The sequence below is a fragment of the Citrobacter sp. CK195 genome, assembly GCF_030333365.1.
In the GTDB taxonomy this organism is placed as follows: domain Bacteria; phylum Pseudomonadota; class Gammaproteobacteria; order Enterobacterales; family Enterobacteriaceae; genus Citrobacter_B; species Citrobacter_B koseri.
Genome location: NZ_JAOWGB010000022.1, coordinates 285,762 through 308,614, shown reverse-complemented (window position 1 = coordinate 308,614; position 22,853 = coordinate 285,762). Strand labels below are relative to the sequence as shown.

The 22,853-nt window shown below is 53.2% G+C and carries 24 protein-coding genes; 6 read left to right on the top strand and 18 right to left on the bottom strand.

Annotated features, from left to right (window positions below; all coding sequences use genetic code 11):
* Positions 1 to 16 precede the first annotated feature (16 nt).
* The 6 genes from citG to citC are packed head-to-tail and all read right to left on the bottom strand — an operon-like array spanning position 17 to position 5,268.
* The gene (gene citG, locus OGX93_RS06415; RefSeq protein ID WP_049007971.1) at positions 17 to 925 is read right to left on the bottom strand and encodes a triphosphoribosyl-dephospho-CoA synthase CitG; all 909 of its coding nucleotides are present in this window, start codon (positions 923 to 925) and stop codon (positions 17 to 19) included.
* Positions 897 to 1,448 carry a citrate lyase holo-[acyl-carrier protein] synthase gene (gene citX / locus OGX93_RS06410; protein ID WP_012133373.1) on the bottom strand — a complete coding sequence of 184 codons (552 nt, stop codon included), beginning with the start codon at positions 1,446 to 1,448 and terminating at the stop codon, positions 897 to 899. Before citX ends, citG begins: the two co-directional genes overlap by 29 nt.
* Positions 1,449 to 1,451: 3 nt before the next feature.
* Positions 1,452 to 2,984 carry a citrate lyase subunit alpha gene (gene citF, locus OGX93_RS06405; RefSeq protein ID WP_012133372.1) on the bottom strand — a complete coding sequence of 511 codons (1,533 nt, stop codon included), beginning with the start codon at positions 2,982 to 2,984 and terminating at the stop codon, positions 1,452 to 1,454.
* Between the two features lie 9 nt (positions 2,985 to 2,993).
* On the bottom strand, positions 2,994 to 3,902 hold the full coding sequence (locus OGX93_RS06400; protein ID WP_104868931.1) for an aldolase/citrate lyase family protein: 909 nt from the start codon (positions 3,900 to 3,902) through the stop codon (positions 2,994 to 2,996).
* Positions 3,899 to 4,195: a citrate lyase acyl carrier protein gene (gene citD, locus OGX93_RS06395; protein ID WP_012133370.1), complete on the bottom strand. Its 297-nt coding sequence runs from the start codon at positions 4,193 to 4,195 to the stop codon at positions 3,899 to 3,901. The genes OGX93_RS06400 and citD overlap by 4 nt, the downstream gene beginning before the upstream one ends.
* Entirely contained in the window at positions 4,192 to 5,268 is a 1,077-nt protein-coding gene (gene citC, locus OGX93_RS06390; RefSeq protein ID WP_012133369.1) for a [citrate (pro-3S)-lyase] ligase, read from the bottom strand. Before citC ends, citD begins: the two co-directional genes overlap by 4 nt.
* A gap of 386 nt (positions 5,269 to 5,654) precedes the next feature.
* Between citC and dpiB the strand changes: the two genes are divergently transcribed.
* Positions 5,655 to 7,316, top strand: coding sequence for a sensor histidine kinase DpiB (gene dpiB, locus OGX93_RS06385; RefSeq protein WP_012133368.1), 1,662 nt, complete (start codon positions 5,655 to 5,657; stop codon positions 7,314 to 7,316).
* Positions 7,285 to 7,962, top strand: coding sequence for a two-component response regulator DpiA (gene dpiA, locus OGX93_RS06380; RefSeq protein ID WP_012133367.1), 678 nt, complete (start codon positions 7,285 to 7,287; stop codon positions 7,960 to 7,962). Before dpiB ends, dpiA begins: the two co-directional genes overlap by 32 nt.
* Positions 7,963 to 8,237: 275 nt before the next feature.
* Here the strand turns inward: dpiA and dcuC are convergent, their stop codons facing one another.
* Positions 8,238 to 9,623, bottom strand: a complete 1,386-nt coding sequence (gene dcuC / locus OGX93_RS06375) for an anaerobic C4-dicarboxylate transporter DcuC (protein ID WP_012133365.1) — start codon at positions 9,621 to 9,623, stop codon at positions 8,238 to 8,240.
* 459 nt (positions 9,624 to 10,082) lie between these two features.
* Here dcuC and pagP point away from each other — a divergent pair, with 459 nt between their 5' ends.
* Together pagP and cspE are read left to right on the top strand one after the other, a co-directional pair.
* Entirely contained in the window at positions 10,083 to 10,646 is a 564-nt protein-coding gene (gene pagP / locus OGX93_RS06370; RefSeq protein WP_012133363.1) for a lipid IV(A) palmitoyltransferase PagP, read from the top strand.
* Between the two features lie 187 nt (positions 10,647 to 10,833).
* The gene (gene cspE, locus OGX93_RS06365; protein WP_000034825.1) at positions 10,834 to 11,043 is read left to right on the top strand and encodes a transcription antiterminator/RNA stability regulator CspE; all 210 of its coding nucleotides are present in this window, start codon (positions 10,834 to 10,836) and stop codon (positions 11,041 to 11,043) included.
* A 54-nt stretch (positions 11,044 to 11,097) separates the two neighbouring features.
* Here the strand turns inward: cspE and crcB are convergent, their stop codons facing one another.
* Positions 11,098 to 11,481, bottom strand: a complete 384-nt coding sequence (gene crcB, locus OGX93_RS06360) for a fluoride efflux transporter CrcB (RefSeq protein WP_024130549.1) — start codon at positions 11,479 to 11,481, stop codon at positions 11,098 to 11,100.
* 91 nt (positions 11,482 to 11,572) lie between these two features.
* On the opposite strand from crcB, the gene OGX93_RS06355 reads away from it, so the two are divergent.
* Together OGX93_RS06355 and tatE are read left to right on the top strand one after the other, a co-directional pair.
* Positions 11,573 to 12,361 (top strand): deaminated glutathione amidase, encoded by a 789-nt coding sequence (locus tag OGX93_RS06355; protein ID WP_071259767.1) that lies wholly within the window; start codon positions 11,573 to 11,575, stop codon positions 12,359 to 12,361.
* A 129-nt stretch (positions 12,362 to 12,490) separates the two neighbouring features.
* Positions 12,491 to 12,694 (top strand): twin-arginine translocase subunit TatE, encoded by a 204-nt coding sequence (gene tatE, locus OGX93_RS06350; RefSeq protein WP_012133359.1) that lies wholly within the window; start codon positions 12,491 to 12,493, stop codon positions 12,692 to 12,694.
* 100 nt (positions 12,695 to 12,794) lie between these two features.
* On the opposite strand, the gene lipA is transcribed toward tatE, so the two are convergent.
* From lipA to rsfS, 10 genes are all read right to left on the bottom strand, one after another.
* Entirely contained in the window at positions 12,795 to 13,760 is a 966-nt protein-coding gene (gene lipA / locus OGX93_RS06345; protein WP_012133358.1) for a lipoyl synthase, read from the bottom strand.
* A 187-nt stretch (positions 13,761 to 13,947) separates the two neighbouring features.
* Positions 13,948 to 14,922 (bottom strand): YbeF family transcriptional regulator, encoded by a 975-nt coding sequence (locus OGX93_RS06340; RefSeq protein ID WP_047458193.1) that lies wholly within the window; start codon positions 14,920 to 14,922, stop codon positions 13,948 to 13,950.
* 300 nt (positions 14,923 to 15,222) lie between these two features.
* The gene (lipB, locus tag OGX93_RS06335) at positions 15,223 to 15,864 is read right to left on the bottom strand and encodes a lipoyl(octanoyl) transferase LipB (RefSeq protein WP_047458192.1); all 642 of its coding nucleotides are present in this window, start codon (positions 15,862 to 15,864) and stop codon (positions 15,223 to 15,225) included.
* Positions 15,865 to 15,961: 97 nt separating this feature from the next.
* On the bottom strand, positions 15,962 to 16,225 hold the full coding sequence (gene ybeD, locus OGX93_RS06330; RefSeq protein WP_000850547.1) for a DUF493 family protein YbeD: 264 nt from the start codon (positions 16,223 to 16,225) through the stop codon (positions 15,962 to 15,964).
* Between the two features lie 106 nt (positions 16,226 to 16,331).
* A complete protein-coding gene (gene dacA, locus OGX93_RS06325; RefSeq protein WP_012133355.1) occupies positions 16,332 to 17,543 on the bottom strand; it encodes a D-alanyl-D-alanine carboxypeptidase DacA in 1,212 nt (403 codons plus the stop codon).
* Between the two features lie 139 nt (positions 17,544 to 17,682).
* Entirely contained in the window at positions 17,683 to 18,813 is a 1,131-nt protein-coding gene (rlpA, locus tag OGX93_RS06320; RefSeq protein WP_104868930.1) for an endolytic peptidoglycan transglycosylase RlpA, read from the bottom strand.
* Between the two features lie 10 nt (positions 18,814 to 18,823).
* Positions 18,824 to 19,936, bottom strand: coding sequence for a peptidoglycan glycosyltransferase MrdB (gene mrdB, locus OGX93_RS06315; protein ID WP_012133352.1), 1,113 nt, complete (start codon positions 19,934 to 19,936; stop codon positions 18,824 to 18,826).
* 2 nt (positions 19,937 to 19,938) lie between these two features.
* A complete protein-coding gene (mrdA, locus tag OGX93_RS06310; protein WP_071259763.1) occupies positions 19,939 to 21,840 on the bottom strand; it encodes a peptidoglycan DD-transpeptidase MrdA in 1,902 nt (633 codons plus the stop codon).
* Between the two features lie 30 nt (positions 21,841 to 21,870).
* Positions 21,871 to 22,338: a 23S rRNA (pseudouridine(1915)-N(3))-methyltransferase RlmH gene (gene rlmH, locus OGX93_RS06305; RefSeq protein WP_003022725.1), complete on the bottom strand. Its 468-nt coding sequence runs from the start codon at positions 22,336 to 22,338 to the stop codon at positions 21,871 to 21,873.
* A gap of 3 nt (positions 22,339 to 22,341) precedes the next feature.
* The gene (rsfS, locus tag OGX93_RS06300) at positions 22,342 to 22,659 is read right to left on the bottom strand and encodes a ribosome silencing factor (protein WP_012133350.1); all 318 of its coding nucleotides are present in this window, start codon (positions 22,657 to 22,659) and stop codon (positions 22,342 to 22,344) included.
* Positions 22,660 to 22,853 lie beyond the last annotated feature (194 nt).

Genomic DNA, 22,853 nt, shown 5'->3' with positions numbered 1-22,853 from the left:
CTCCGAAAAGGATCTTTCAATAATTATGTAAATGATTAACTTGCGAAATTTGTGCTAAAAACCAGGTGACGATCAGTAAGTCGGCGCTGCCGCCAGGGCTGAGGTTGCGTGCAATGCACTGCTGATCGAACCGGTGGAGATGTTCAAGATCGGCAGGAGAACGAATGCCTCCTTGCCGTAATAATGTTGTCGCCTGCTGTTGTATCCAGCGCAGGCCTTCCGCGCCGCCGCGTGATGCGACGTTGGTGTCGCCGTTCATTGAGATCAGCAGCAGCAGGGTGTCGAGCAGCGCCAGCTCGGGGTCGCGCCCCTGCGCCAGCAATGCGCGGTAGTGTGGTAAAGCATGGCGGATCACTAACGGGTAACCCGCTTCGGCTTCGCCGCGCGCGCCAGTTAACCCCAGCTGTTGGTACAAGCGTTGACCTGCGGTGAGTTGTTGATTGTTCTGTCGCAGTTCACGCTCGGTCAGACCCCGGCAAAATGTTGCGGCGGTCGAGCAGATGTTTGCAGGTGTGATCGGGGAATGCTGCTGGTGCAGGCGTCCGATGGCGGCGCACAGCAGTCCCAGGGAAAATATGCTGCCTTTATGCGTGTTAACGCCGGCAGTGGCGCGAAACATGTCGGCTTCGCAGGCCATACCTAATGGACGTAGCCCTTTCAGTACATCGTCTGACGGCAGCTGCGCGCAACTCGCGCCATATTCGATAAAACGCGGCAGCCAGCCCTGAATGGCCAGCGCGCTGCGATGGAAATCTTCCAGCGCCATGTCTTTGTGCGCGCCGCAGTTAATGCGATCGACCAGACCCGGCTTGGGAGATAAATTGACCTCAGTCAGCATGGCGCGCCACGCCAGCAGGGCGTACGCGTCAAGCAGCGTCTGAGGAATGGCGGCGGAATCAGTTGATGTGGCTGGAATCGGCATCATGCAGCAGCGCCTCCATGCGAATAAGTAAGTCGGAAAGCGCGTGGGTTTTCCCCCGGGCGCATTCAGCGGCGCTTTGCTCGCACAACAGGCAGCGGCGGGCAGGAAGCGAAAAATGACGGCGGGACAGAATGTCGCCTTCCGGCGTCAGCACATCGATATCCCATAAACGTCCCAGCGGATGCTGATGCTCAAGCTCGATCGTGGCGAGCTTGAGATCGCGGGCCGGCGCCTCAATGGCGAGGAACCCTTCCGGCCCACTGGCTGAGGCCAGTGCAGCCTGCTCCCTGACAGACCAGCCTGCTTTTTTCGCCACGGCGAGCAGGGCGGTTACGCCGTGATTGAAGATTCGGCGAGTAAGCTCGCTGTCTTTAATCGGGCCAGGCGCCACCACGGTAAAGGAGACCAGTGGAGTGAGATGGCGCGTCAGCCAGGCGTGTTGCCGCGCTTGTCTCTCATCACGGCTGACGAGCAGCTCGGGAATGGAAACCGCATGGCGAGTGGCCTGTTCAGGGAGCAGGTGCATGGCTTATTCCTTCACCTGATGAACAACGTCAATGACCGAACCGTCGCGGTAACGCACTACGGCGATGACGCGATCGGTATATTCAATGGCGCGAGGTTGACCGGTGAGCAACTGCGCACGTTCACGCAGCCATTCAATGGAGACCACTTTCATTCCCGCTTCTTTCAGGCGTTCCGCCAGTTCCGGGCGCGCCGGGTTGACGGCGATGCCGTGGTCGGTCACCAGAATGTCGACGCTGGAGCCAGGCGTTACGCAGGTGAGCACGTTATCGACCAGCGTCGGGATGCGGCCGCGAACCAGCGGTGCGACGATGATTGACAGCGCGGCGGCAACGGCGGTATCGCAGTGACCGCCTGACGCGCCGCGCAGTACGCCATCGGAACCGGTCAGCACGTTCACGTTGAACTGGGTATCCACCTCCAGGGCGCTCAGCACCACGACATCCAGACGATCGACCGATGCGCCTTTTGAGCCCCAGTTGGCATACTGATTGGCGCTGATTTCGATGTGATTCGGGTTGCGGGCCAGCGATTCTGCGGCGTTACGGTCGAAGCTCTGTACGTCCAGCAATTTGCGGATCAGCCCTTTTTCATGCAGGTCGACAATCGTGGCGGTAATGCCGCCCAACGCGAAATCCGCGTGAATATCGCGGCTGCGCATTTTGTCTTCCAGAAAACGGGTTACCGCCAGAGAAGCGCCGCCGGTTCCGGTTTGCAGAGAGAAGCCTTCCTGGAAATAGCCTGAGTTGGCAATCACGTCTGCCGCGCTGCGGGCAATTAACAGTTCACGCGGGTTGGTGGTCATACGGGTCGCATCTGCGCCAATTTTGTCGGCGTCGCCTACCCGTTCGATCTGCACAATGAGATCCACCTGGTCCTGGGCGATACTGGCTGGATTATGCGGATACGGCAGCAGCGCTTCCGTCAGCAGAACAACCTGGCGAGCGTTTTCGGCATCCACTTTCGCATAGCCCAGCGAACCGCAGCAGGCTTTACCGGTGTAGCCGTTGGCATTGCCAAACGGATCGCAGGACGGCACGCCGAGGAAGGCCACATCGATATTGAGCTCACCGCTTTGCACCAGATGGACGCGACCGCCGTGGGAGTGGATTTGTACGGGCTCATCCAGCAATCCGCGGGAGATCTCTTCCGCCAGAGGGCCACGCAGACCAGACGTGTAAATTCGGCTCACGACGCCCTGGCGAATATGCCCGACCAGTGGCGCGTGGCAATCGCTCAGCGAACTGGAGGCCAGCGTCAGGTTTTTAAAGCCCATGCTGGCGATGGTGTCCATCACCAGGTTGATCGTCAGGTCGCCGCCACGGAAAGCGTGGTGGAAAGAGATGGTCATTCCATCCTGTAAACCAGAACGGCGGATGGCTTCTTCAAGCGTGGCGCACAGTTTTTTATCGCGCGGTTTTTGCGCCTGTAAATTCAGTTTCGAAGTGCTCTGAAAAGCGGAAAATTCGCTTTCGGCATGGCGACTCCAGGCCGCTACCCGTTCTTGTCGTTGAAGTTGTTCGATTTTCTGCGTCATTTTTTTGCCTTATTCTTCGCGAATGCCGGAAAGTTCTGCACGGGAGAGCACCAGACGGGCGCGTTCAATCACCGGGCTGTCTACCATTTTGCCGTTCAGGGAGACGACGCCGCGGCCTTCATGGGCGGCGGCTTCCGCGGCTTCCACGACCAGACGCGCATGGGCGACTTCTTTAAGCGTCGGGGCATACAGGTTGTGCAGCAGTTCAATCTGGCGTGGGTTGATGAGGGACTTGCCGTCAAAACCCAGCTGTTTGATGTGTGACGCTTCGTGCAGGAAACCCGCTTCGTTATTGGCATCGGAATAGACGGTATCGAACGCCTGAATGCCTGCGGAGCGTGCCGCCTGTAAAATGGAGCAGCGGGCAAACAGCAGCTCGGTGCCTTCCGGGGAACGTTCGGTACGCAGATTGCGCACATAGTCTTCCGCCCCCAGCGCGATCCCGATGAGACGTTCGGAGGCGTGGGCGATTTCAACGGCGCGGGTAATGCCCAGCGGCGACTCGATTGCGGCCAGCAGTCCGGTGCTGCCGGGTTCACGGCCGCAGGTTTGCTCAATGCGCAGGATCTCTTTCTCGATGTCGGTAACATCCTGAGCGGTGTCGGTTTTCGGCAAACGGACAACGTCAGCGCCGCCGCGAACCACCGCTTCAAGGTCGTTAATGCCCCATTCGGAATCCAGCGCATTAACGCGGACAATGGTTTCCACATCACGGTACAGCGGGTGTTGCAGGGCGTGATACACCAGACGGCGAGCGGTATCTTTTTCACGCAGCGCGACGGAGTCTTCCAGGTCGAACATCAGCGCATCGGCCGGGTAGATAAACGAGTTGCTGACCATCGCGGCATTTGCGCCGGGGACGAACAGCATGCTGCGGCGGGTGCGGGATTTACGTTGTTGCAGAGAAGCGGAAATCATTGGCGATCCTCCCACGGCAGAGCGGGGATGCCGCTGGCGCGAGCCAGTAATGCTTCCAGCCGAGCACGCAAAATGCAGTCCAGCGCGCCTTTGTCATCAACATTTAATTGCACGCCGCGGACGTTATAACGGGCAAGCACATCCAGAATGGTGGCGCGAATGGCGTCGCCAAACTGTTTTTCAACGCTGCTGTTGATTTGCAGGTCAATATCCTGCGTGTCGAGTGGAGCAATGCGAATCATCACATCACCGGACTCAAGTGTGCCAGCGACGGCAGCCTGGTCTATTTTCATTTTTCACCTGTTTCTAATGCGGGGGTCTTTTGGCGGACTACCGCGCTGGACGGGTTACGTTCAACCATGCCTTGCAGATAGTGCAGAGTGGGGTTGGGAACCAGCGGTGCGATAGCCGTGAGATCTTTTTTAACCAGCAGCTTGCGCACCCAGGAGGCGGAAATCGGCATCTCCTGGAAACACAGCCGCTCAATTTCCACCAGCTCGATGGGTGGGGCGGGAAGCGTTGGCGTCTCCAGCCAGTAGCGCATATCGTGGTTGTACTGGGAGGTGACGGTGCAAAACGGTTCCGTGCCGACAAAACGGTGTGTTACACCCAATGCTGGCGCCAGGTACTGGCGGAAAATCTTCAGGTCGATTTCGGTGTAACAGTGGTTAATGACGCTTTGTTCTTTGATGAAGTAGCACGGAAAGGTCGCACGCGAGATGATGTACTCGGAACCGCGATGCACAGTCAGGCGTGGAATATCCGTTGTTCCTTTGATCACCAGATCAAACCTGTCCTCGTACGGAAAACGCGACGTATCCTCTTTTACCAGGAACAGATGCAGCCAGTCGCACTGTGCGGCGGCCTGCTGGATCAGATAGCGATGCCCGTTTGTGAAGGGGTTGGCGTTCATGACGATACAGCCGATTTTTTTCCCGTCATGACGCAGTTTCGTTAAGGATTCAGCGTAGCGTTTCAGGCGCGTATTGCTGTTTTCCATGAGCACCATCACGCCAGGCACATCAGCCAGCGTTGAGAAGCCACACTGTTTAAAGAGCGCTTCGTATTCTGTTTTGGTGTAGATGAAGAGGTGCGTACAGTGCCTTTCGTAGGCGAGGTTGATTAACTCTGTAGCCAGCGTCAGCGCCAGCCCTTCGCCGCGCACGGATTGGCAGATAGCAACGCATTTAATGATATTTCCGGCAATACCGCCGCAGGCAATAAGACGATCATCGCGCGTAACGGTAATAAAAACTTCGACGGTGGTATCTACGCTTAAATCATTCTCTTTCAGAAATTGCGTGATAACCGCCATCTTTTTATTTTCTGAGCGTTTCACTTGCGTGAATACATTATTACCGAACATAGTATTGAGCGTCCTGATGATATATTTTGTTGCCAGTTTTTTGCGTATGTTGTGTGTCGTTGCAACCTGATAACGTTTTGTTTTCAATTGGAGCGGTCGTTGTTTTTATTACGACGTATTTCTTTTTCTCTCTGTTGCCTACATCGTAAGGGGTATTTTGGTGGTAAATTTTGATTTATTTCACAAACACTTAGATGGTTTTTATGTGTTTAATGGTTTTAAGTTTTTTAATTAATTTAATAGCAAATTGCGCGGTGGGTTTTATTTGTTTAATTGATTTAAGGTGGGGAATCTGTAACGATCGCTATTAAATGCACAGCAGAAAGTTAAAACATTTTTATTACATATACGGGAAATGAGACGCTTACGCCAGCGAAGGAATAACAATGCCCGACCCAAAAAATAAAAAACGGTTTCTTTTTTTTCGTCAACTCGCGTTCCCGCTGCGGATTTTTCTGCTCATTCTGGTCGTTTCTGTTTTCATCATCGCCGCGTTAGCCCGCTATTTTTCCGCCAGCTTTGAAGACTATCTGGCATCGCATGTCAGGGATATGGCGATGAACCAGGCAAAAATTATCGCCTCTAACGACAGTATCATCACGGCCGTGAAACACCGGGATTACAGGCGGCTGGCGACCATCGCGGATAAACTACAAAGCGACACCGATTTTGATTATGTGGTCATCGGCGACAAAAACTCGATTCGCCTCTACCATCCTAACCCGGAAAAAATTGGTTACCCGATGCAGTTCACGAAACCCGGCGCGCTGGAGAACGGTGAGAGCTATTTCATCACCGGCAAGGGGTCTATTGGTATGGCGATGCGCGCTAAAACGCCGATATTTGACGACAATGGCAACGTGATCGGCGTGGTTTCCATCGGTTATCTGGTCAGTAAAATTGACAGCTGGCGACTGGATTTTTTACTGCCGATGGCGGGCGTATTCGTCCTGCTGCTGGTGGTGCTTATGCTGCTTTCCTGGTTTTTCGCCGCCCACATTCGCCGCCAGATGCTGGGGATGGAGCCAAAGCAGATTGCGCGCGTTGTGCGCCAGCAGGAGGCATTATTCAGTTCAGTGTATGAAGGATTAATTGCAGTCGACCCGGAAGGGCACATTACCGCCATTAACCGCAACGCGCGAAAAATGCTGGGGCTGCGTTCGCCGGGGCGGCAATGGCTGGGTAAGTCGATAGAGACGGTTGTTAATCCTGCGGACTTCTTCACACAGCAGATTGCGGAAAAACGCCAGGATGTGATGGCGAATTTCAATGGGCTGAGCGTTATTGCCAATCGTGAGGCCATTCGCTCCGGGGATGAATTACTGGGGGCGATCATCAGCTTTCGCAGCAAGGATGAAATTTCCACCCTGAACGCCCAACTGACGCAAATAAAACAGTATGTGGAGAGCCTGAGAACGCTGCGTCATGAACACCTGAACTGGATGTCGACGCTCAACGGTCTGCTCCAGATGAAAGAGTATGATCGGGTCAGGGAAATGGTGCAGGGCGAGTCGCAGGCGCAACAGCAACTGATCGATAGTCTACGCAGCGCGTTTGCCGATCGCCAGGTCGCCGGTCTGCTGTTCGGCAAAGTCCAGCGGGCGCGGGAGCTGGGGCTAAAAATGACGATCGTGCCTGGCAGTCAACTGCACCGACTCCCGGAAGGGCTTGATAGCACCGAATTTGCCGCGATTGTCGGCAATCTTCTCGATAACGCGTTTGAAGCCAGTTTGCGTACCCGGGAAGGGAATAACGTCGTTGAACTCTATTTGAGCGACGAAGGGGACGATGTGGTGATTGAAGTTGCCGATCAGGGATGCGGCGTTCCTGAATCTCTGCGCGAAAAAATATTTGAACAGGGTGTCAGCACCCGAACCGATGAACCAGGCGAACATGGCATCGGGCTGTATCTGATTGCAAGTTATGTGGGGCGCTGTGGCGGGGTGATTACGCTGGAAGATAATGATCCCTGTGGCACCTTGTTTTCTCTATTTCTTCCGAAAGTGAAAAAAAACGATGACGGAACCATTAACCCTATTGATCGTTGAGGATGAAACGCTGCTGGCGGAAATGCATGCGGAATATATCCGCCATATTCCCGGTTTCAGCCAGATATGGCTGGCGGGCAATCTGGCGCAGGCCCGTATGATGATCGAACGTTTTAAACCCGGGCTTATTCTGTTGGATAACTATCTGCCGGATGGGAAGGGCATCACGTTGCTGCATGAACTGATGCAGGCGCGCTATCCCGGCGGAATCGTGTTTACCACGGCCGCCAGTGATATGGAAACCGTCTCCGAAGCGGTGCGCTGGGGGGCGTTTGATTATCTGGTGAAGCCGATTGCCTATGAGCGTCTGGGGCAGACGCTTACGCGGTATCAGCAACGCCGGCGTATGCTGGCGGGTAACGATAGCGCCAGCCAACGGCAGATTGACGAGATGTTTAATGCCTATGCGCGAGGGGAGCCAAAAGGTGATTTGCCGACCGGGATTGATGCTCTGACGCTGAATGCCGTGCTGAAGCTGTTTAGCGACCCAGCGACGCGCCATACGGCTGAGACGGTGGCGCAGGCGCTGACGATCAGCCGTACCACATCCCGGCGGTATCTGGAGTATTGCGCCAGTCAGCATTTGATTATTGCCGAGATTATTCACGGAAAAGTGGGCAGACCGCAGCGTATTTACCACGGTTGAATTCGAGATTGACCAATCGCCCGGTGGCGCTGCGCTTACCGGGCCTACGGGTAAGTTTTGTAGGCCGGATAAGGCGTTACGCCGCCATCCGGCGAATCGCCCGGTGGCGCTGCGCTTACCGGGCCTACGGGTAAGTTTTGTAGGCCGGGTAAGGCGTTACACCGCCATCCGGCGAATCGCCCGGTGGCGTTATGCTTACCGGGCCTACGGTAAGATTTGTAGGCCGGATAAGGCGTTACGCCGCCATCCGGCGAATCATCTACAAATTAATTTGCTTAACCACCCGCCACAGCGGAAGAAGTGCCTGGCACCATCACTTCAGTTGCAATAATGACAACCAGCAGCCCGACCATAACCGGAACGGAAGTACGCTTCACCACTTCAAACGGCGAAATCTTCGCCATCCCTGCCACCGCAACGACGACGCCAGAGACCGGGGAGATCGTGCGCCCCAGATTTGAAGCCTGCAACATCGGAATGGACAGGTAAGCCGGGTTAATACCGGAAGAGTGCGCCAGTTTAGGAATCATTTCGACAAAGGCATAGAAAGGCGCGTTACCGGAACCGGTGGTCATTGCCGCGAGCATGGTCAGGATCACCAGTACCAGCATGAGGATAATACTGGCGGAGCCAAACGAGGTGGCGATAGAGATCAGACTCTGGATGAAGCCGATAGTGCTCAGCCCCTGAGCGAATACCCCGGCGGCGACCAGCAGCATCACCACGCCCGCAAACGCGTCAGCCATCCCGCGGTACGCGACTTCCAGACCGGAAAAGACTTTCTGTGTATTGAATCCGCGAATGAACTCCAGCACGGCAGCGAGCAGCATACAGATGACGAGAATAGTAATAATGTGCAGCTGCGGACCCCATTTACCATCAAAAACCAGAACGCCGATAATCGGTGTGAATGGCAGAATGGCGTAAAACGCCGGGGCGGTGGTGGTAATTTCGTTTACATCCAGCATTTCATGGGAGATGTTCTCTTTTTTATCCAGATAACGCTGCCAGAAAAAGTGGGCAATCGCCATACCGATAATGGCGGCAATGGAGATCGGCAGGGTCGTTTTAAAGGCAAAATCAATCAACGGCATCTCAGCCGCTTTTGCCGCCAGAACCACGTCGCCTGAGGTCGGAGAGAGGATGATCGCTGCGGGGGAAGCGCAGATGGCGGCGGCAGCGCCACGGCTGATCCCGACGTTAACCATCACCGGAAAGAGCGTTGCCATCAACAATACGCCAAGCCCTGTTGCCGAAGAGACCGCCAGCGACATCAGGCAGGCGACAAAATAGGCGGCGATCATCAGCAGGTAAGGTGAGTTAATGTATTGCAGCGGTTTGGAGGCCAGTTTTACAACCATGTCGTTTGCGCCGATATGCGTCATGTAGGCGGCGAAACCGCACAGCATCATGATCATCATACCGAGGTCGCCACCACGGCTCATCAACAGAATCTTAATGTATTCAACGATGTCCGTCGCGGTATAGCCGGTACTGGTTTCACTGGCGGGCAGGACTTTATGCCCCATTAACGCGCTGATAATCAGCAGCACCAGGCCGCCCACAAAGAGCACACCGGTTGCTGAATAACCTTTAATGATGTAGCGCGCTACACCCACAATAACCATAACCCCAATAAGGAGTTCAATAAACGTTAACATTGTTTCCCCTGTCGCCTGGACGCCCAGAAAGTAAGAATAAAAAAGGAACAGAAAGTGGTGTGAAAATGTGCCGAATAAACCGCTTCCCCTTGCTGATTAAAATCAAGAAAAGGACGGATTAAACGTCCTGTGTTGTTATTTTTTCATGCAGGCAACGAATATGAAATCTCTCAGGTGAAAAATTTACGTAGAAACGTATTTGTTTTGTATTTGTTATTTTTATGGAAATGTAATGTTAATGATGGGGTGGTGTACAGAATTATAACAGGCCAGATTCCCTTTCCTGATGATAAAAAGTTTCAGTAAACGGCGATGATCCGTATGAAATAAACGGGAAATAAGCGGGTTCGTTATTGCAAAGGGGAGTTTTCTGATTTTTCGTTACCTGTTTTTTGTTAAGATTCCATTCAGGTTCGTTTTGCTACGATCGGTATTGAACTCCAGGATGGTAATTAAGTTGTGATTGTCGCTAAAAAATATTTTCTTGTTCTTTCATTTCTCTTTGTGCAATTCGCCCTTCTGCCCCAGGCCTTTTCAGCAGATAAAGGCTGGTTTGATACGCTGAAAGATAATGTGTCGGAAACCTGGCAACAACCCGAGCATTATGATTTGTACGTGCCGGCCATTACCTGGCATGCGCGGTTTGCCTACGATAAAGAAAAAACGGATCGCTACAATGAGCGCCCGTGGGGGGCCGGGTTTGGTCAGTCACGCTGGGATGATAAAGGCAACTGGCATGGGCTTTACATCATGGCGTTTAAAGACTCCTTCAATAAGTGGGAGCCTATCGGCGGTTACGGTTGGGAAAAAACCTGGCGACCTCTGGCAGATGAAAACTTCCACATGGGGCTGGGATTTACCGCTGGCGCAACGGCGCGTGATAACTGGAAGTACATTCCGGTGCCGGTTCTGTTGCCGTTAGCCTCGATAGGCTACGGTCCGGCAACGTTCCAGATGACCTACATCCCCGGTACGTATAACAACGGTAACGTCTACTTTGCCTGGATGCGTTTCCAGTTTTGATGAGTGATATGCCTTGTTAGTGGTATATAAAATAGCGTTATAAAACAATAGGTAGTACAAAAAATCTAAAAAATAACGCGATATTTATCACTTTTTGGCAAAGTTGGACTGGACAAAATGCACCACAATTGATGTACTGGTACCCGACACAGCATTTGTGTCTATTTTTCATGTAAAGGTAATTTTGATGTCTAAGATTAAAGGTAACGTTAAGTGGTTTAATGAATCCAAAGGATTCGGTTTCATTACTCCGGAAGATGGCAGCAAAGACGTGTTCGTACACTTCTCTGCAATCCAGACTAATGGTTTTAAAACTCTGGCTGAAGGTCAGCGCGTAGAGTTCGAAATCACTAACGGTGCCAAAGGCCCTTCTGCTGCTAACGTAATCGCTCTGTAAGCATACGACAGCAAGAATTCCAAAACCCGCCAACTGGCGGGTTTTTTTATGCCCTTAATGCGCGGTGGATGCCGAAAACAGCCAAAACGCAAGCGCGGTCATGGCAAATGACCCGAGCAGGTTGACCAGTATATTCACCATCGCCCAGCCAAAACGCCCATCCTGGAGCAAAAAAACAACTTCCGCTGAGAAGGTGGAAAACGTGGTCAGGCCGCCGCAAAAACCGGTGGTAATCAACACCTTCCACATCGGATCAATATTCGTCATGCGACTAAATAAGGCGAAGCCCATACCGATGATGAAGGCGCCGATCAAATTCGCCGTCAGGGTGCCGAACGGAATGGACTGATGAAGCGGATTAAACCGCATACTCAACATCCATCTCGCTACGCTTCCTGTACCACCGCCAATAAAAACTGCTAAAAGGAGTTGTAACACTGAATATTCCTGCTATTTGATTGTATATGGGATGAGTGTAACGCCGAATAAGCATCTTTGGCGAGTTTAACGAATCTGGTCGGAGGGGAGTATGCTCGTTGCAGCAGGACAATTTGCCGTGGCGTCGGTCTGGGAAAAGAACGCCGAAACATGCGTTTCGTTAATGTCTCAGGCGGCAGAAAATGGCGTTTCCTTACTGGTGTTGCCTGAGGCGCTGCTGGCTCGCGACGATCGCGATCCCGATCTGTCGGTTAAGTCCGCGCAGCTACTGGAGGGCGGATTTTTGCGCTGCTTGCTGCGTGAGAGCGCGCGCAATACGATGACGACAATCCTGACGATTCATGTTCCTTCAACGCCGGGGCGGGCATTCAACATGCAGGTTGCGTTGTGCGGGGGAAAGATTGTTGCGCATTACGCCAAGCTGCATTTGTACGATGCCTTTTCGATTCAGGAGTCCCGCAGCGTTGATGCAGGCGACACCATTGCCCCGCTGCTGGATGTTGAGGGGATCAAAGTTGGGTTAATGACCTGCTATGACCTGCGCTTCCCGGAGTTGGCACTGGCGCTGGCTTTGCAGGGGGCTGACATTCTGGTGCTGCCTGCCGCCTGGGTAAGAGGGGCGCTGAAAGAGCATCACTGGGCGACCTTGCTGGCGGCAAGAGCGCTGGATTCAACCTGCTATATCGTTGCCGCAGGGGAGTGCGGCAACAAAAATATCGGTCAGAGCCGAATCGTCGATCCGTTTGGCGTCACAGTAGCCGCTGCGGCAGAGACTCCGGCGCTGATTATGGCCGAGGTCTCCGCCGAGCGCGTCAGGCAAGTTCGGGCGCAACTTCCCGTTTTACGTAACCGTCGTTTTGCGCCACCGCAATTATTATGATGTTTTTTTAAACTAAGCTTGATTCACCTTGTTACAGATTGCTATTGTGTGCGCGCGTCGAATGACCGTTAATATTCTCAGGTTAATATGGCGCGTTAAGCCGCCTGATTTTAAGTCAAGAAGGTATCTATGGGTGAGATTAGTATTACCAAACTGCTGGTGGTTGCCGCACTGGTCGTTCTGCTGTTTGGTACCAGGAAGTTACGTACGCTGGGCGGAGACCTGGGCACGGCAATTAAAGGTTTCAAAAAGGCGATGAATGATGAAGACGCTGGCGCGAAAAAAGAAGCGGGCGGCGATATTCAGGCTGAGAAACTCTCTCATAAAGAGTGATCATGACGCGAGCAGGATGCTCCTTCATCTGACTCTGAAGAGAAAAAACCCGCGTTTAAGCGGGTTTTTTATGCGTTAAATGTAAGCGAGTATTACTCGATTACTTCACTTCCAGTCCTTTCGCCTGCATGTCTGCATGGTAAGAAGAACGAACAAACGGCCCGCAGGCGGCATGGGTAAAGCCCATCGCCATGGCTTCGGCTTTCATCTCATCGAACTCTTCCGGGCTAACATAACGCTGTACCGGCAGGTGATGGCGGCTTGGCTGTAAATACTGGCCCAGCGTCAGCATGGTGACGCCATGACGGCGCAAGTCGCGCATAACCTCAATGATTTCAGCGTTGGTTTCTCCCAGACCGACCATCAGACCCGATTTGGTTGGGATTTCCGGGTGGGCCTCTTTGAAACGCTCCAGCAGCTTCAGCGACCAGTTGTAATCGGCGCCTGGGCGTACCTGACGATAGACTCGCGGCACGTTTTCAAGGTTATGGTTGAAGACATCTGGCGGAGTGGCGTTAAGGATCTCCAGTGCGCGATCCATACGGCCACGGAAGTCAGGCACCAGCGTTTCAATTTTAATTGCCGGGCTTTTTTCACGAATCGCGGTAATGCAGTCAGCAAAGTGCTGAGCGCCGCCATCGCGCAGATCATCGCGGTCAACGGAGGTGATAACCACATAGCGTAACGCCATATCCGCAATCGTCTGAGCCAGTTTTAACGGTTCGTTGGTATCCGGGGCGACAGGGCGACCGTGGGCAACGTCACAGAACGGGCAACGGCGGGTACAAATCGCGCCGAGGATCATAAAGGTGGCGGTTCCGTGATTGAAACATTCCGCCAGGTTAGGGCAAGAGGCTTCCTCGCAGACAGAATGCAGGCCATTTTTGCGCATTGCCGCTTTGATGCCCTGGATACGAGTGGAGTCCGCTGGAAGCTTTATTTTCATCCATTCCGGTTTACGCAGCAGGGCTTCGCGCTCTGTTGCCACATTTTTAACCGGGATAAGGGCCATCTTATCGGCATCGCGGTATTTGACACCGCGTTCCATCACAATGGGTTTACTCATAGCGTGCGTGTTCCAGTTGCGAATAACGAAGGAAAGCGTTTCAATTCAAGGGAATGTTGTATTTATCAACTATTTTTGAATTAACTACAGGCAGTATATCATTGAAACGGGCCATAAAGCAGCCTGAGTGGTCGGCAAAATGTAAAATAGTTGTTGTTTTGTGCCATTTGCCCAACATCTCCTGTGACTAAGCAGCAACATCTCCGGTTCGAAACGCATCGCGTATCACATCAATAACATTCTCCAGCACCGGGTCACGTAAGCTTAATTTGTTGTAATGCAGCGAAAAGTCGATTCTCTCATCGCTCAGTGGCGCATAGGGAATGCGCTTGAGCGGCCAGCAACGGCTAAATAAGGTGTAGAACCGGGTGGGCATCATCCCCAGCAGGTCGCTGCTGGCGATGAGTGAGGCAATGGTGAAGATGTTGTAGCTGCTAAAGTTGATTTGTCGTTCAGGGAAGAGGTCCTGGATACGCTGACGCACCAGGCTGAAATTCTGCCCTTCGAGCATCAGCAGAGTATGGTCGACCGCTTTCAGCTTCTCTTCGGTTAGCGGGGCGGAAAGTGAAGGGTGATCCTGGCGACAAACCAGCTCAACAGTATCGGCAAACAGCACATGGTGATGAATGGCCCGACTACTGTAGATATGGGTATCGATGACCAAATCGGTCTGAAACTGGCTGAGCTGGCATTCGGCGTCGCTTACCGGAATGTTGCGTAACAGAAGCTGCGGATACCGGGATTTGATCGCCTGATAGATGGTTGGCATGACTAACGCCCCGATAGAGGGAGGCGTGCCTATCGTGATGGTGCGCTGTTTGTCATAACTGCCGGTCAGATCCAGCGCGCCCAGAATAGATTCCAGCCCCTGGCTAATATACTCATGCAGATGGGTGGCATAGGCCGTCGGGGTCACGCCCTGGCCTTTACGGATAAATAGCGGGTCGGGAAATATAGCGCGTAATTTTTGAATAGACTGGCTAATAGCGGATGGCGTTAAATTAAGAATTTTCGCAGCATTGACGATGCCTTTATGAACGTATACCGCTTCAAAAATAGTCAAGAGATTAAGGTCAATATTTCTCAGCGTTCTGAAAATTTGAGGTTTGTCTTCTGGCCGTTGCTCGATTAGACGTCGTCCCGGCAGATTATTATCATTCACGCTCTCGCTCCGAATTTATTCACGTTATAAATAATAGTAGGGTTTATATTTATTGCATTTTTGATTTGGCTTAAATATCGCCTGAATGTCAATATCAGTAACAATTTCAACAGGGTAACAAACAGTACATTCGGATTTTAGCCACAGTGAATCCCCTCATTCTGATGGCTGATGAGGTTGCGTCATTGACGGTTTTAGCTTAGGCATAACGAAAATATAGAAACCGGGCGGAGAAGTAAAGCATTCAAGCAATATATAGTTAATGACCCATGAATTGCGTGGGTCATTATATTTTATTGATTAAGCAGGAATATATTCATGAGGTGGATTGTTTAGCAGGGCTAAAATATTGGCCAACAGGCGAGGGGCAATATTATCCGTCGTTGCGTTATTATCCCATTGCGATATTTTCGCCATTTCCATCCCGGCATAACCGCAAGGATTGATGCGTAAGAACGGAGAGAGATCCATATTGACGTTTAATGCCAGACCATGAAAAGAGCAGCCGCGACGGATTCGTAAACCCAGTGAGCAGATCTTTTTTTCTCCCACATAAACTCCGGGCGCATCGGCTCGCGGATGCGCATCAATGCCCAGTTCGGCAAGCGTATTGACGACGGTTTGTTCCAGCAGCGTCACCAGTTCCCGCACGCCCAGCTTACGGCGTTTAAGATTCAGCAGAACATACATTACCTGCTGGCCGGGGCCGTGATAGGTGACTTGCCCGCCACGATCGCTCTGGATCACCGGAATATCGCCGGGCATTAATACATGCTCCGCTTTACCGGCCTGACCCTGGGTGAAAACAGGAAAGTGCTCAACTAACCAGATCTCATCGGGCGTGTTTTCATCGCGGGTATCGGTGAATTCGTGCATGGCCTGGGAAACGGGTTCGTAGGGCTGAAGACCGAGCTGGCGGACAAGAATTTTATCCTGATACAAAACGGCATCTCCGTAGAGAATGAACAAAAGAGGGAGAAAAGTATATCACAGCGGGGGAGGATGTTACCCGGGCAACGCCGGGTAACGAACGGATGTATTACAGCACCATACGAACGATATCGATATTACCCAGTTCTTCGTACAGTGTTTCAACCTGCTCGATATGGGTTGCGTTGATGGTGATAGAGACCGAGTGGTAGTTACCTTTGCTGCTCGGTTTTACCGTCGGGGAGTAATCACCTGGCGCATGGCGCTGTACCACTTCAACCACCTGATCAACCAGCTCAGGCAACGCCTGCCCCATTACTTTGTAAGTAAATGGCGTAGGGAATTCAAGCAGTTCGTTAAGTTTGGTTTTCATGTCAGCTCCGGCATTACATCAAAAAATAATAACTCCCACAGCGTGTGGGAGTTATCAGGATACTCAGTATATGGGGATGGAAATCACACTTTCAAGTGCTTAATTTTTAACCAAACCAGTGATGGAACATTAATTTAATGTAATCAATGATTTTGCCGAAGAAGTTACCTTCAGGAATTTCCTGTAGTACCACCAGCGGGCGCTGCTCAATGGTTTTGCCATCCAATTGGAAGTTGATTGTGCCGACGACCTGGTTTTTCTGCAACGGGGCATGCAGTTCAGCCGTGTTCAGCACGTAGCTGGCTTTCAGATCTTTCATGCGGCCGCGAGGAATGGTCAGATAGACGTCTTTATCCACACCCAGCGAGGCGCGATCGGTATCGCCAAACCAGGCCGGTTCAGAGGCAAACTCTTTCCCGACTTTCAGCGGGTTCACGGTTTCAAAGAAGCGGAAGCCCCAGGTCAGCAGTTTTTTGCTTTCTGTTTCACGACCTTTGTAGGTACGTCCACCCATCACCGCAGAGATCAGGCGCATCTGGCCTTCAGTTGCCGACGCCACGAGGTTGTAGCCTGCTTTATCCGTGTGGCCGGTTTTGATCCCGTCAACGTTCAGGCTGTTGTCCCACAGCAGACCATTGCGGTTTAACTGGCGAATCCCGTTGAAGGTGAACTCTTTTTCTTTGTAGATGGAGTATTCGTTTGGCACATCGCGGATTAACGCCTGGCCGATCAGCGCCATGTCGCGCGCAGAGCTGTATTGTCCATCAGCATCCAGGCCATGAACGGTCTGGAAGTGGGTGTTTTTCAGACCCAGGGCATTCACATAGCTGTTCATCAGCCCGACGAAGGCATCCTGACTGCCGGCGGCAAAGTCGGCCATCGCCACGCAGGCGTCGTTGCCGGATTGCAGGTTAATACCACGGATTAACTGGGAAACAGGAACTTGCATACCCGGTTTCAGGAACATCAGGGACGAGCCTTTAAATACCGGGTTGCCGGTAGCCCAGGCGTCGTTGCCGATCGTCACCAGATCGGTTTCTTTAAATTTCCCTGCTTTCATCGCCTGGCCGATGACATAGCTGGTCATCATTTTGGTCAGGCTGGCGGGATCGCGGCGCGTATCCGCATTCTGTTCCGCCAGCACTTTGCCGGAGTTGTAGTCGATCAGGATATACGACTCCGCATCGATCTGCGGAACGCCTGGGATCATGGTTTTGATATTCAGGTCATCGGCATGCGCGCTTGTGATAAAGGCGGCGCAAAGAGCCGTGGTGAGCGCCATGCGCTGCATGAAACGAGCGGAAAAAGTGGTCTTCATGGTCTGAACTACGACGTCCGTGATGGAATTAAAAAAAGTGCCCTACTATAGCAAAAGCATAACCGGCAGGCATCTGACTTTCCGCGTGACTTTGTTAATGTCATTTACAGAAATTGACAATTCAGATGCCCTTTGCAGGCTACTGCGCGCTGGCGATAAAGGACTGTAACTGGGCTTCAGATTGCAGACGCTGCTGCAACGCGCTGGCTTCAGTTTTGCTGGCGAATGGCCCAAGCTGAATGCGCCAGACCGCGCCGTTTTGCATCACACGCCCCGGTACGCCAAACTGCTGGCTTAAACGCTGCTGGTACTGCTGCGCGCGCGTTTGATCGCTGACCGCGCCAACCTGAACCACGAAACCGCTGCTTGCGGCGGCCGGAGCTGGAGCTGGAGCCGGCGTCGGGGCAGCGACTGCGCCCTGAGTCGAACCAGGAGCCGTTACCGGCGCGGCGGGTGTCGCTGCGGCGGGCTGTGGCGCGGGCGTTGCTTCGCTGCCTTCGAGCACCCCGGAGGCGAGCGTGGTCGGCGCGCCAAGGAAGCCGCTGCTGTTGACCGGTGCGCCGCTTGGATCATCGCTTTTCAGCGTCGAATTGCTTATCGCCCGGACATCGCCTTGCGGCTGTACTGATTCCGGCGCGGAAGAGACGCTGCCCATGCCGCCGCTTAAATCAGGGCGCGCGGGCAGGGCGTAGGTCTGTTTCGCCACTGTCGTGCAGGCCATGCCTGGCCCTGACAGTGAACCATCCTGCGCAACGATAATGGGATCAACGCGGACTTTGGTGTTATTCGATGTATTCAGACGATCGGCCGCCGCGCGGGAGAGTGAAATCACCCGATCGTTACCGTAAGGGCCGCGATCGTTAATGCGTACCACGATCATCCGGCCATTCGCCAGATTCGTGATTCGCGCATAGCTCGGGATCGGCAGCGTTGGATGCGCAGCGGTGAGCTGCATCGGGTCAAACGCTTCGCCTGATGCGGTCAAATTGCTGCCGGGTTCCGCATCATAAATGGCGGCAAGCCCGGCCTGGCTAAAGCGAGACGGGTCCTGGACAATTTTGTAGCTTCTACCGTCTCGTTGATAATCCTGATTTGCTGTCGGGCTCAGAGGTTCATAACGTGGCTCCGCCCCGCCGATCTCAACAATCGGCCCGTTACACACCGCAGGCTGCGGCGCGACGGCAACCTGCTGCTGACCATCATCACTCGAACACGCCGCGAGTAACATTATTCCTGCCGCGACGCAGACTCCTGGCAACTGCTTACGCATTGCGCACCCCTTACACGCTTTTCGACAACATTTTTCTGTGGGTGTGGATCGACATAACAATCCCGAACCCGGCCATCAGCACTATCAGTGCGGAGCCTCCGTAACTGACCAGCGGGAGTGGAACCCCTACAACGGGCAGAATACCGCTCACCATACCAATATTTACGAAGACATAAACGAATAATATCAACATTAAACCACCGGCCATCACGCGGCCAAAGGTGGTTTGCGCGCGGGCAGCGATCCACAGTCCGCGCATAATCAGCAGAATGTAGAGCGCCAGCAGGATTAATATTCCCACCAGACCTAACTCTTCCGCCAGTACGGCGAAGATAAAGTCGGTGTGGCGTTCGGGTAAAAACTCAAGCTGCGACTGAGTGCCGTGCAGCCAGCCTTTACCGCGCAGGCCGCCGGAGCCAATCGCAATTTTAGACTGGATGATATGATAACCCGCGCCTAAAGGGTCGGTCTCCGGGTCGAGAAGCATCATGACGCGCTGGCGCTGATAATCATGCATCAGGAAGAACCACATGATCGGGATAAACGCGGCAATCAGCACCACCGCAATGCCGATTAAACGCCAGCTCAAACCAGACAAAAACAGCACGAACAGGCCGGAAAGGGCGACCAGAATCGAGGTGCCCAGGTCAGGCTGCGCGGCGACCAGCAGAGTCGGCATAAAAATCAATACCAGCGCGATAGCCGTGTTTTTCAGCGACGGCGGGCAGACATCACGGTTGATAAAGCGCGCCACCATCAGGGGGACGGCGATCTTGGCGATTTCAGAAGGCTGAAAACGGACGATCCCCAGATCCAGCCAGCGTTGCGCTCCTTTGGATATCGCCCCGAAGGCGTCTACCGCCACCAGCAGGATGATGCAGAAAATATAGAGATAGGGCGCCCATCCTTCGTAGACACGAGGCGGGATTTGCGCCATCACCACCATAATGACCAGACCCATCGCGATCTGACCGATTTTTCGCTCCATCATGCCAATATCCTGGCCGCTGGCGCTCCAGATGACTAATGAACTGTAAACCAGCAGCGCCAGCAGAATCAGTAACATTGTGGGATCGATATGGATTTTATCCCAGAATGTTTTTTTGTTCGGATTATCCGTCACGATTATTGGTCCTCCGCCGCTGCAACCGCCGGGTTTTCCGCAGGCAAATTGGTGTTGTTGTCGCCCAACATGATGTGGTCAAGAATCTGACGCATGATTGTACCGACAGCCGGGCCCGCGCCGCCGTTTTCCAGGATCATGGCGACAGCAACCTGGGGATTGTTATACGGCGCGAATGCCGTCATCAGTTTATGGTCGCGTAGTCGTTCAGCAATTTTGTGCGCGTTGTAGGTTTCGTTGGCTTTCAGGCCAAAGACCTGCGCCGTACCAGACTTCGCGGCGATTTTATACGGCGCGCTGGCGAAATATTTATGCGCAGTGCCGTTCGCGCGGTTTGCGACGCCGTACATGCCGTCTTTGGCGATTTCCCAGTAACCGGAGTGAATATCGCCGACAGGCGGTTCGTGCGGCTGTACCCACGGCACCTGTTTGCCATTCTCCGCCGTGCTCATCAGCAGATGCGGTACTTTTACCACCCCGTCGTTAATCAGGATCATCAGCGCCTTGCTCATCTGGATCGGGGTTGCCGTCCAGTAACCCTGGCCGATGCCCACCGGGATGGTATCGCCCTGATACCACGGCTTTTTAAAGCGTTTTTGCTTCCATTCGCGGGTTGGCATATTGCCGGAACGCTCTTCAGCCAGATCGATGCCGGTATATTCCCCGTATCCAAATTTGCTCATCCACTCGGAGAGTCGGTCTATCCCCATGTCATAGGCCACCTGGTAGAAGAAGGTATCCGCTGACTCTTCAAGGGATTTGGTGATATTCAGATGACCGTGACCCCATTTTTTCCAGTCGCGGTAACGCTTCTCAGAACCCGGCAACTGCCACCATCCGGGGTCGAACAGGCTGGTATTACGGGTGATCACCCCAGCGCTTAAAGCGGACACCGCGACATACGGTTTGACCGTTGAGGCCGGCGGGTAAACACCTTGCGTCGCCCGGTTAACCAGCGGCGTATTCGGGTCGTTGAGCAACCCTGAGTAATCTTTGCTGGAGATGCCATCCACAAACAGGTTCGGGTCGTAGCTCGGCATGGAAACCAGCGCCAGTACGCCGCCTGTCCGTGGGTCGGTTACGATCACGGCGGCGCGGCTGCCCGCCAGCAGCGTTTCAATATATTGCTGGAGTTTCAGGTCAATTGTGAGATGGATGTCATGCCCGGCCTGCGGCGGCACCTCTTTAAGCTGACGGATGACGCGGCCACGGTTGTTAACTTCAACCTCTTCATAACCCGTCTGGCCGTGCAGCACCTCTTCGTAATAGCGCTCAATCCCCAGCTTGCCGATATCGTGTGTGGCGGCGTAGTTGGCCAGCTTACCGTCTTTATCAAGGCGTTCGACGTCTTTATCGTTAATCTTCGAAACGTAGCCGATGACGTGGGTCAGCGCGGAGTTGTAAGGATAGTAGCGGCGCTTGTAGCCTTTCACTTCCACGCCAGGAAAACGGTACTGGTTGACGGCAAAACGCGCGACCTGCACTTCGGTCAGGTTCGTTTTGACGGGAATAGAGGTAAAACGGTGTGAACGCGCGCGCTCTTTCTTGAACGCGGCAATGTCATCGTCGTTCAAATCGACCACGCTGCGTAACGCATCCAGCGTTTGCTGAACGTTATCGACCTTCTCCGGCATCATTTCTATCTGATAAATAGTGCGGTTGAGGGCGAGAGGGATGCCGTTACGGTCATAGATGATCCCACGGCTGGGGGCGATAGGGACCAGTTTGATGCGGTTTTCGTTTGAGCGGGTCTGGTAATCGGTGAAACGCACGATTTGCAGATTATAAAGGTTGGCGATGAGCACGCCGGTCAGCAGCAAAATACCCAAAAAAGCGACCAGCGCCCGGCGCACGAACAGCGCGGACTCAGCCGTATAGTCGCGAAAAGAATTCTGTAGTTTCATCCGCTGCTTAATCTACTCAAGGCTTAATAATCACTCACGGTGATAAGGGTGGTTGGTGGTAATGCTCCACGCCCGGTACAGACTCTCTGCCACCAGCACCCGAACCAGCGGGTGGGGGAGGGTTAACGCAGAAAGTGACCAGCTTTGTTCCGCCGCCGCTTTACAGGCCGGAGACAACCCTTCAGGGCCGCCAATCAGGAGACTGACGTCGCGACCATCCAGCTTCCAGCGCTCCAGCTCAGTCGCCAGCTGCGGCGTGTCCCAGGGTTTCCCTGGGATATCAAGGGTGACGATACGGTTTTTGCCTGCGGCCGCCAGCATCTGCTCACCCTCTTTGTCGAGAATACGTTTAATATCCGCGTTCTTGCCGCGTTTGCCCGCTGGAATTTCGATCAGCTCAAACGGCATGTCTTTCGGAAAACGCCGGAGATACTCCGTAAAACCGGTTTGTACCCAGTCGGGCATTTTCGTACCGACAGCGACAAGTTGAAGCTTCACGCATTAACTCCAGAGTTTTTCCAGTTCATACAGGCGACGGCTCTCTTCCTGCATGACATGGACAATCACATCACCCAGGTCAACGACAATCCAGTCGGCTACGCTTTCACCTTCAACGCCAAGCGGCAACATGCCCGCCGCGCGAGATTCCTGTACAACGTGGTCAGCAATAGACATAACGTGACGGCTGGATGTACCGGTGCAGATAATCATGCAGTCGGTGATACTGGATTTACCCTGAACATCTAAGGTGATGATGTCCTGACCTTTCAGGTCATCAATTTTGTCGATTACAAAATCCTGGAGTGCTTTACCCTGCAAGTTTTCCCCCTGGGTATTACGGATGAATATAAATAAGCCTGTCAGTATACCTGAACCCGAGGCGATGTCGGGACTAATGTCATCAACGGGCGTTTAAAAGTGGGTTATCATCCCATCCCGCACAACAGATTGCATCGCCATTTTTGTAAAACAATTTCTGCAAAGCTCTGAAGGGCGGGAGAAGTCTGGCGCGG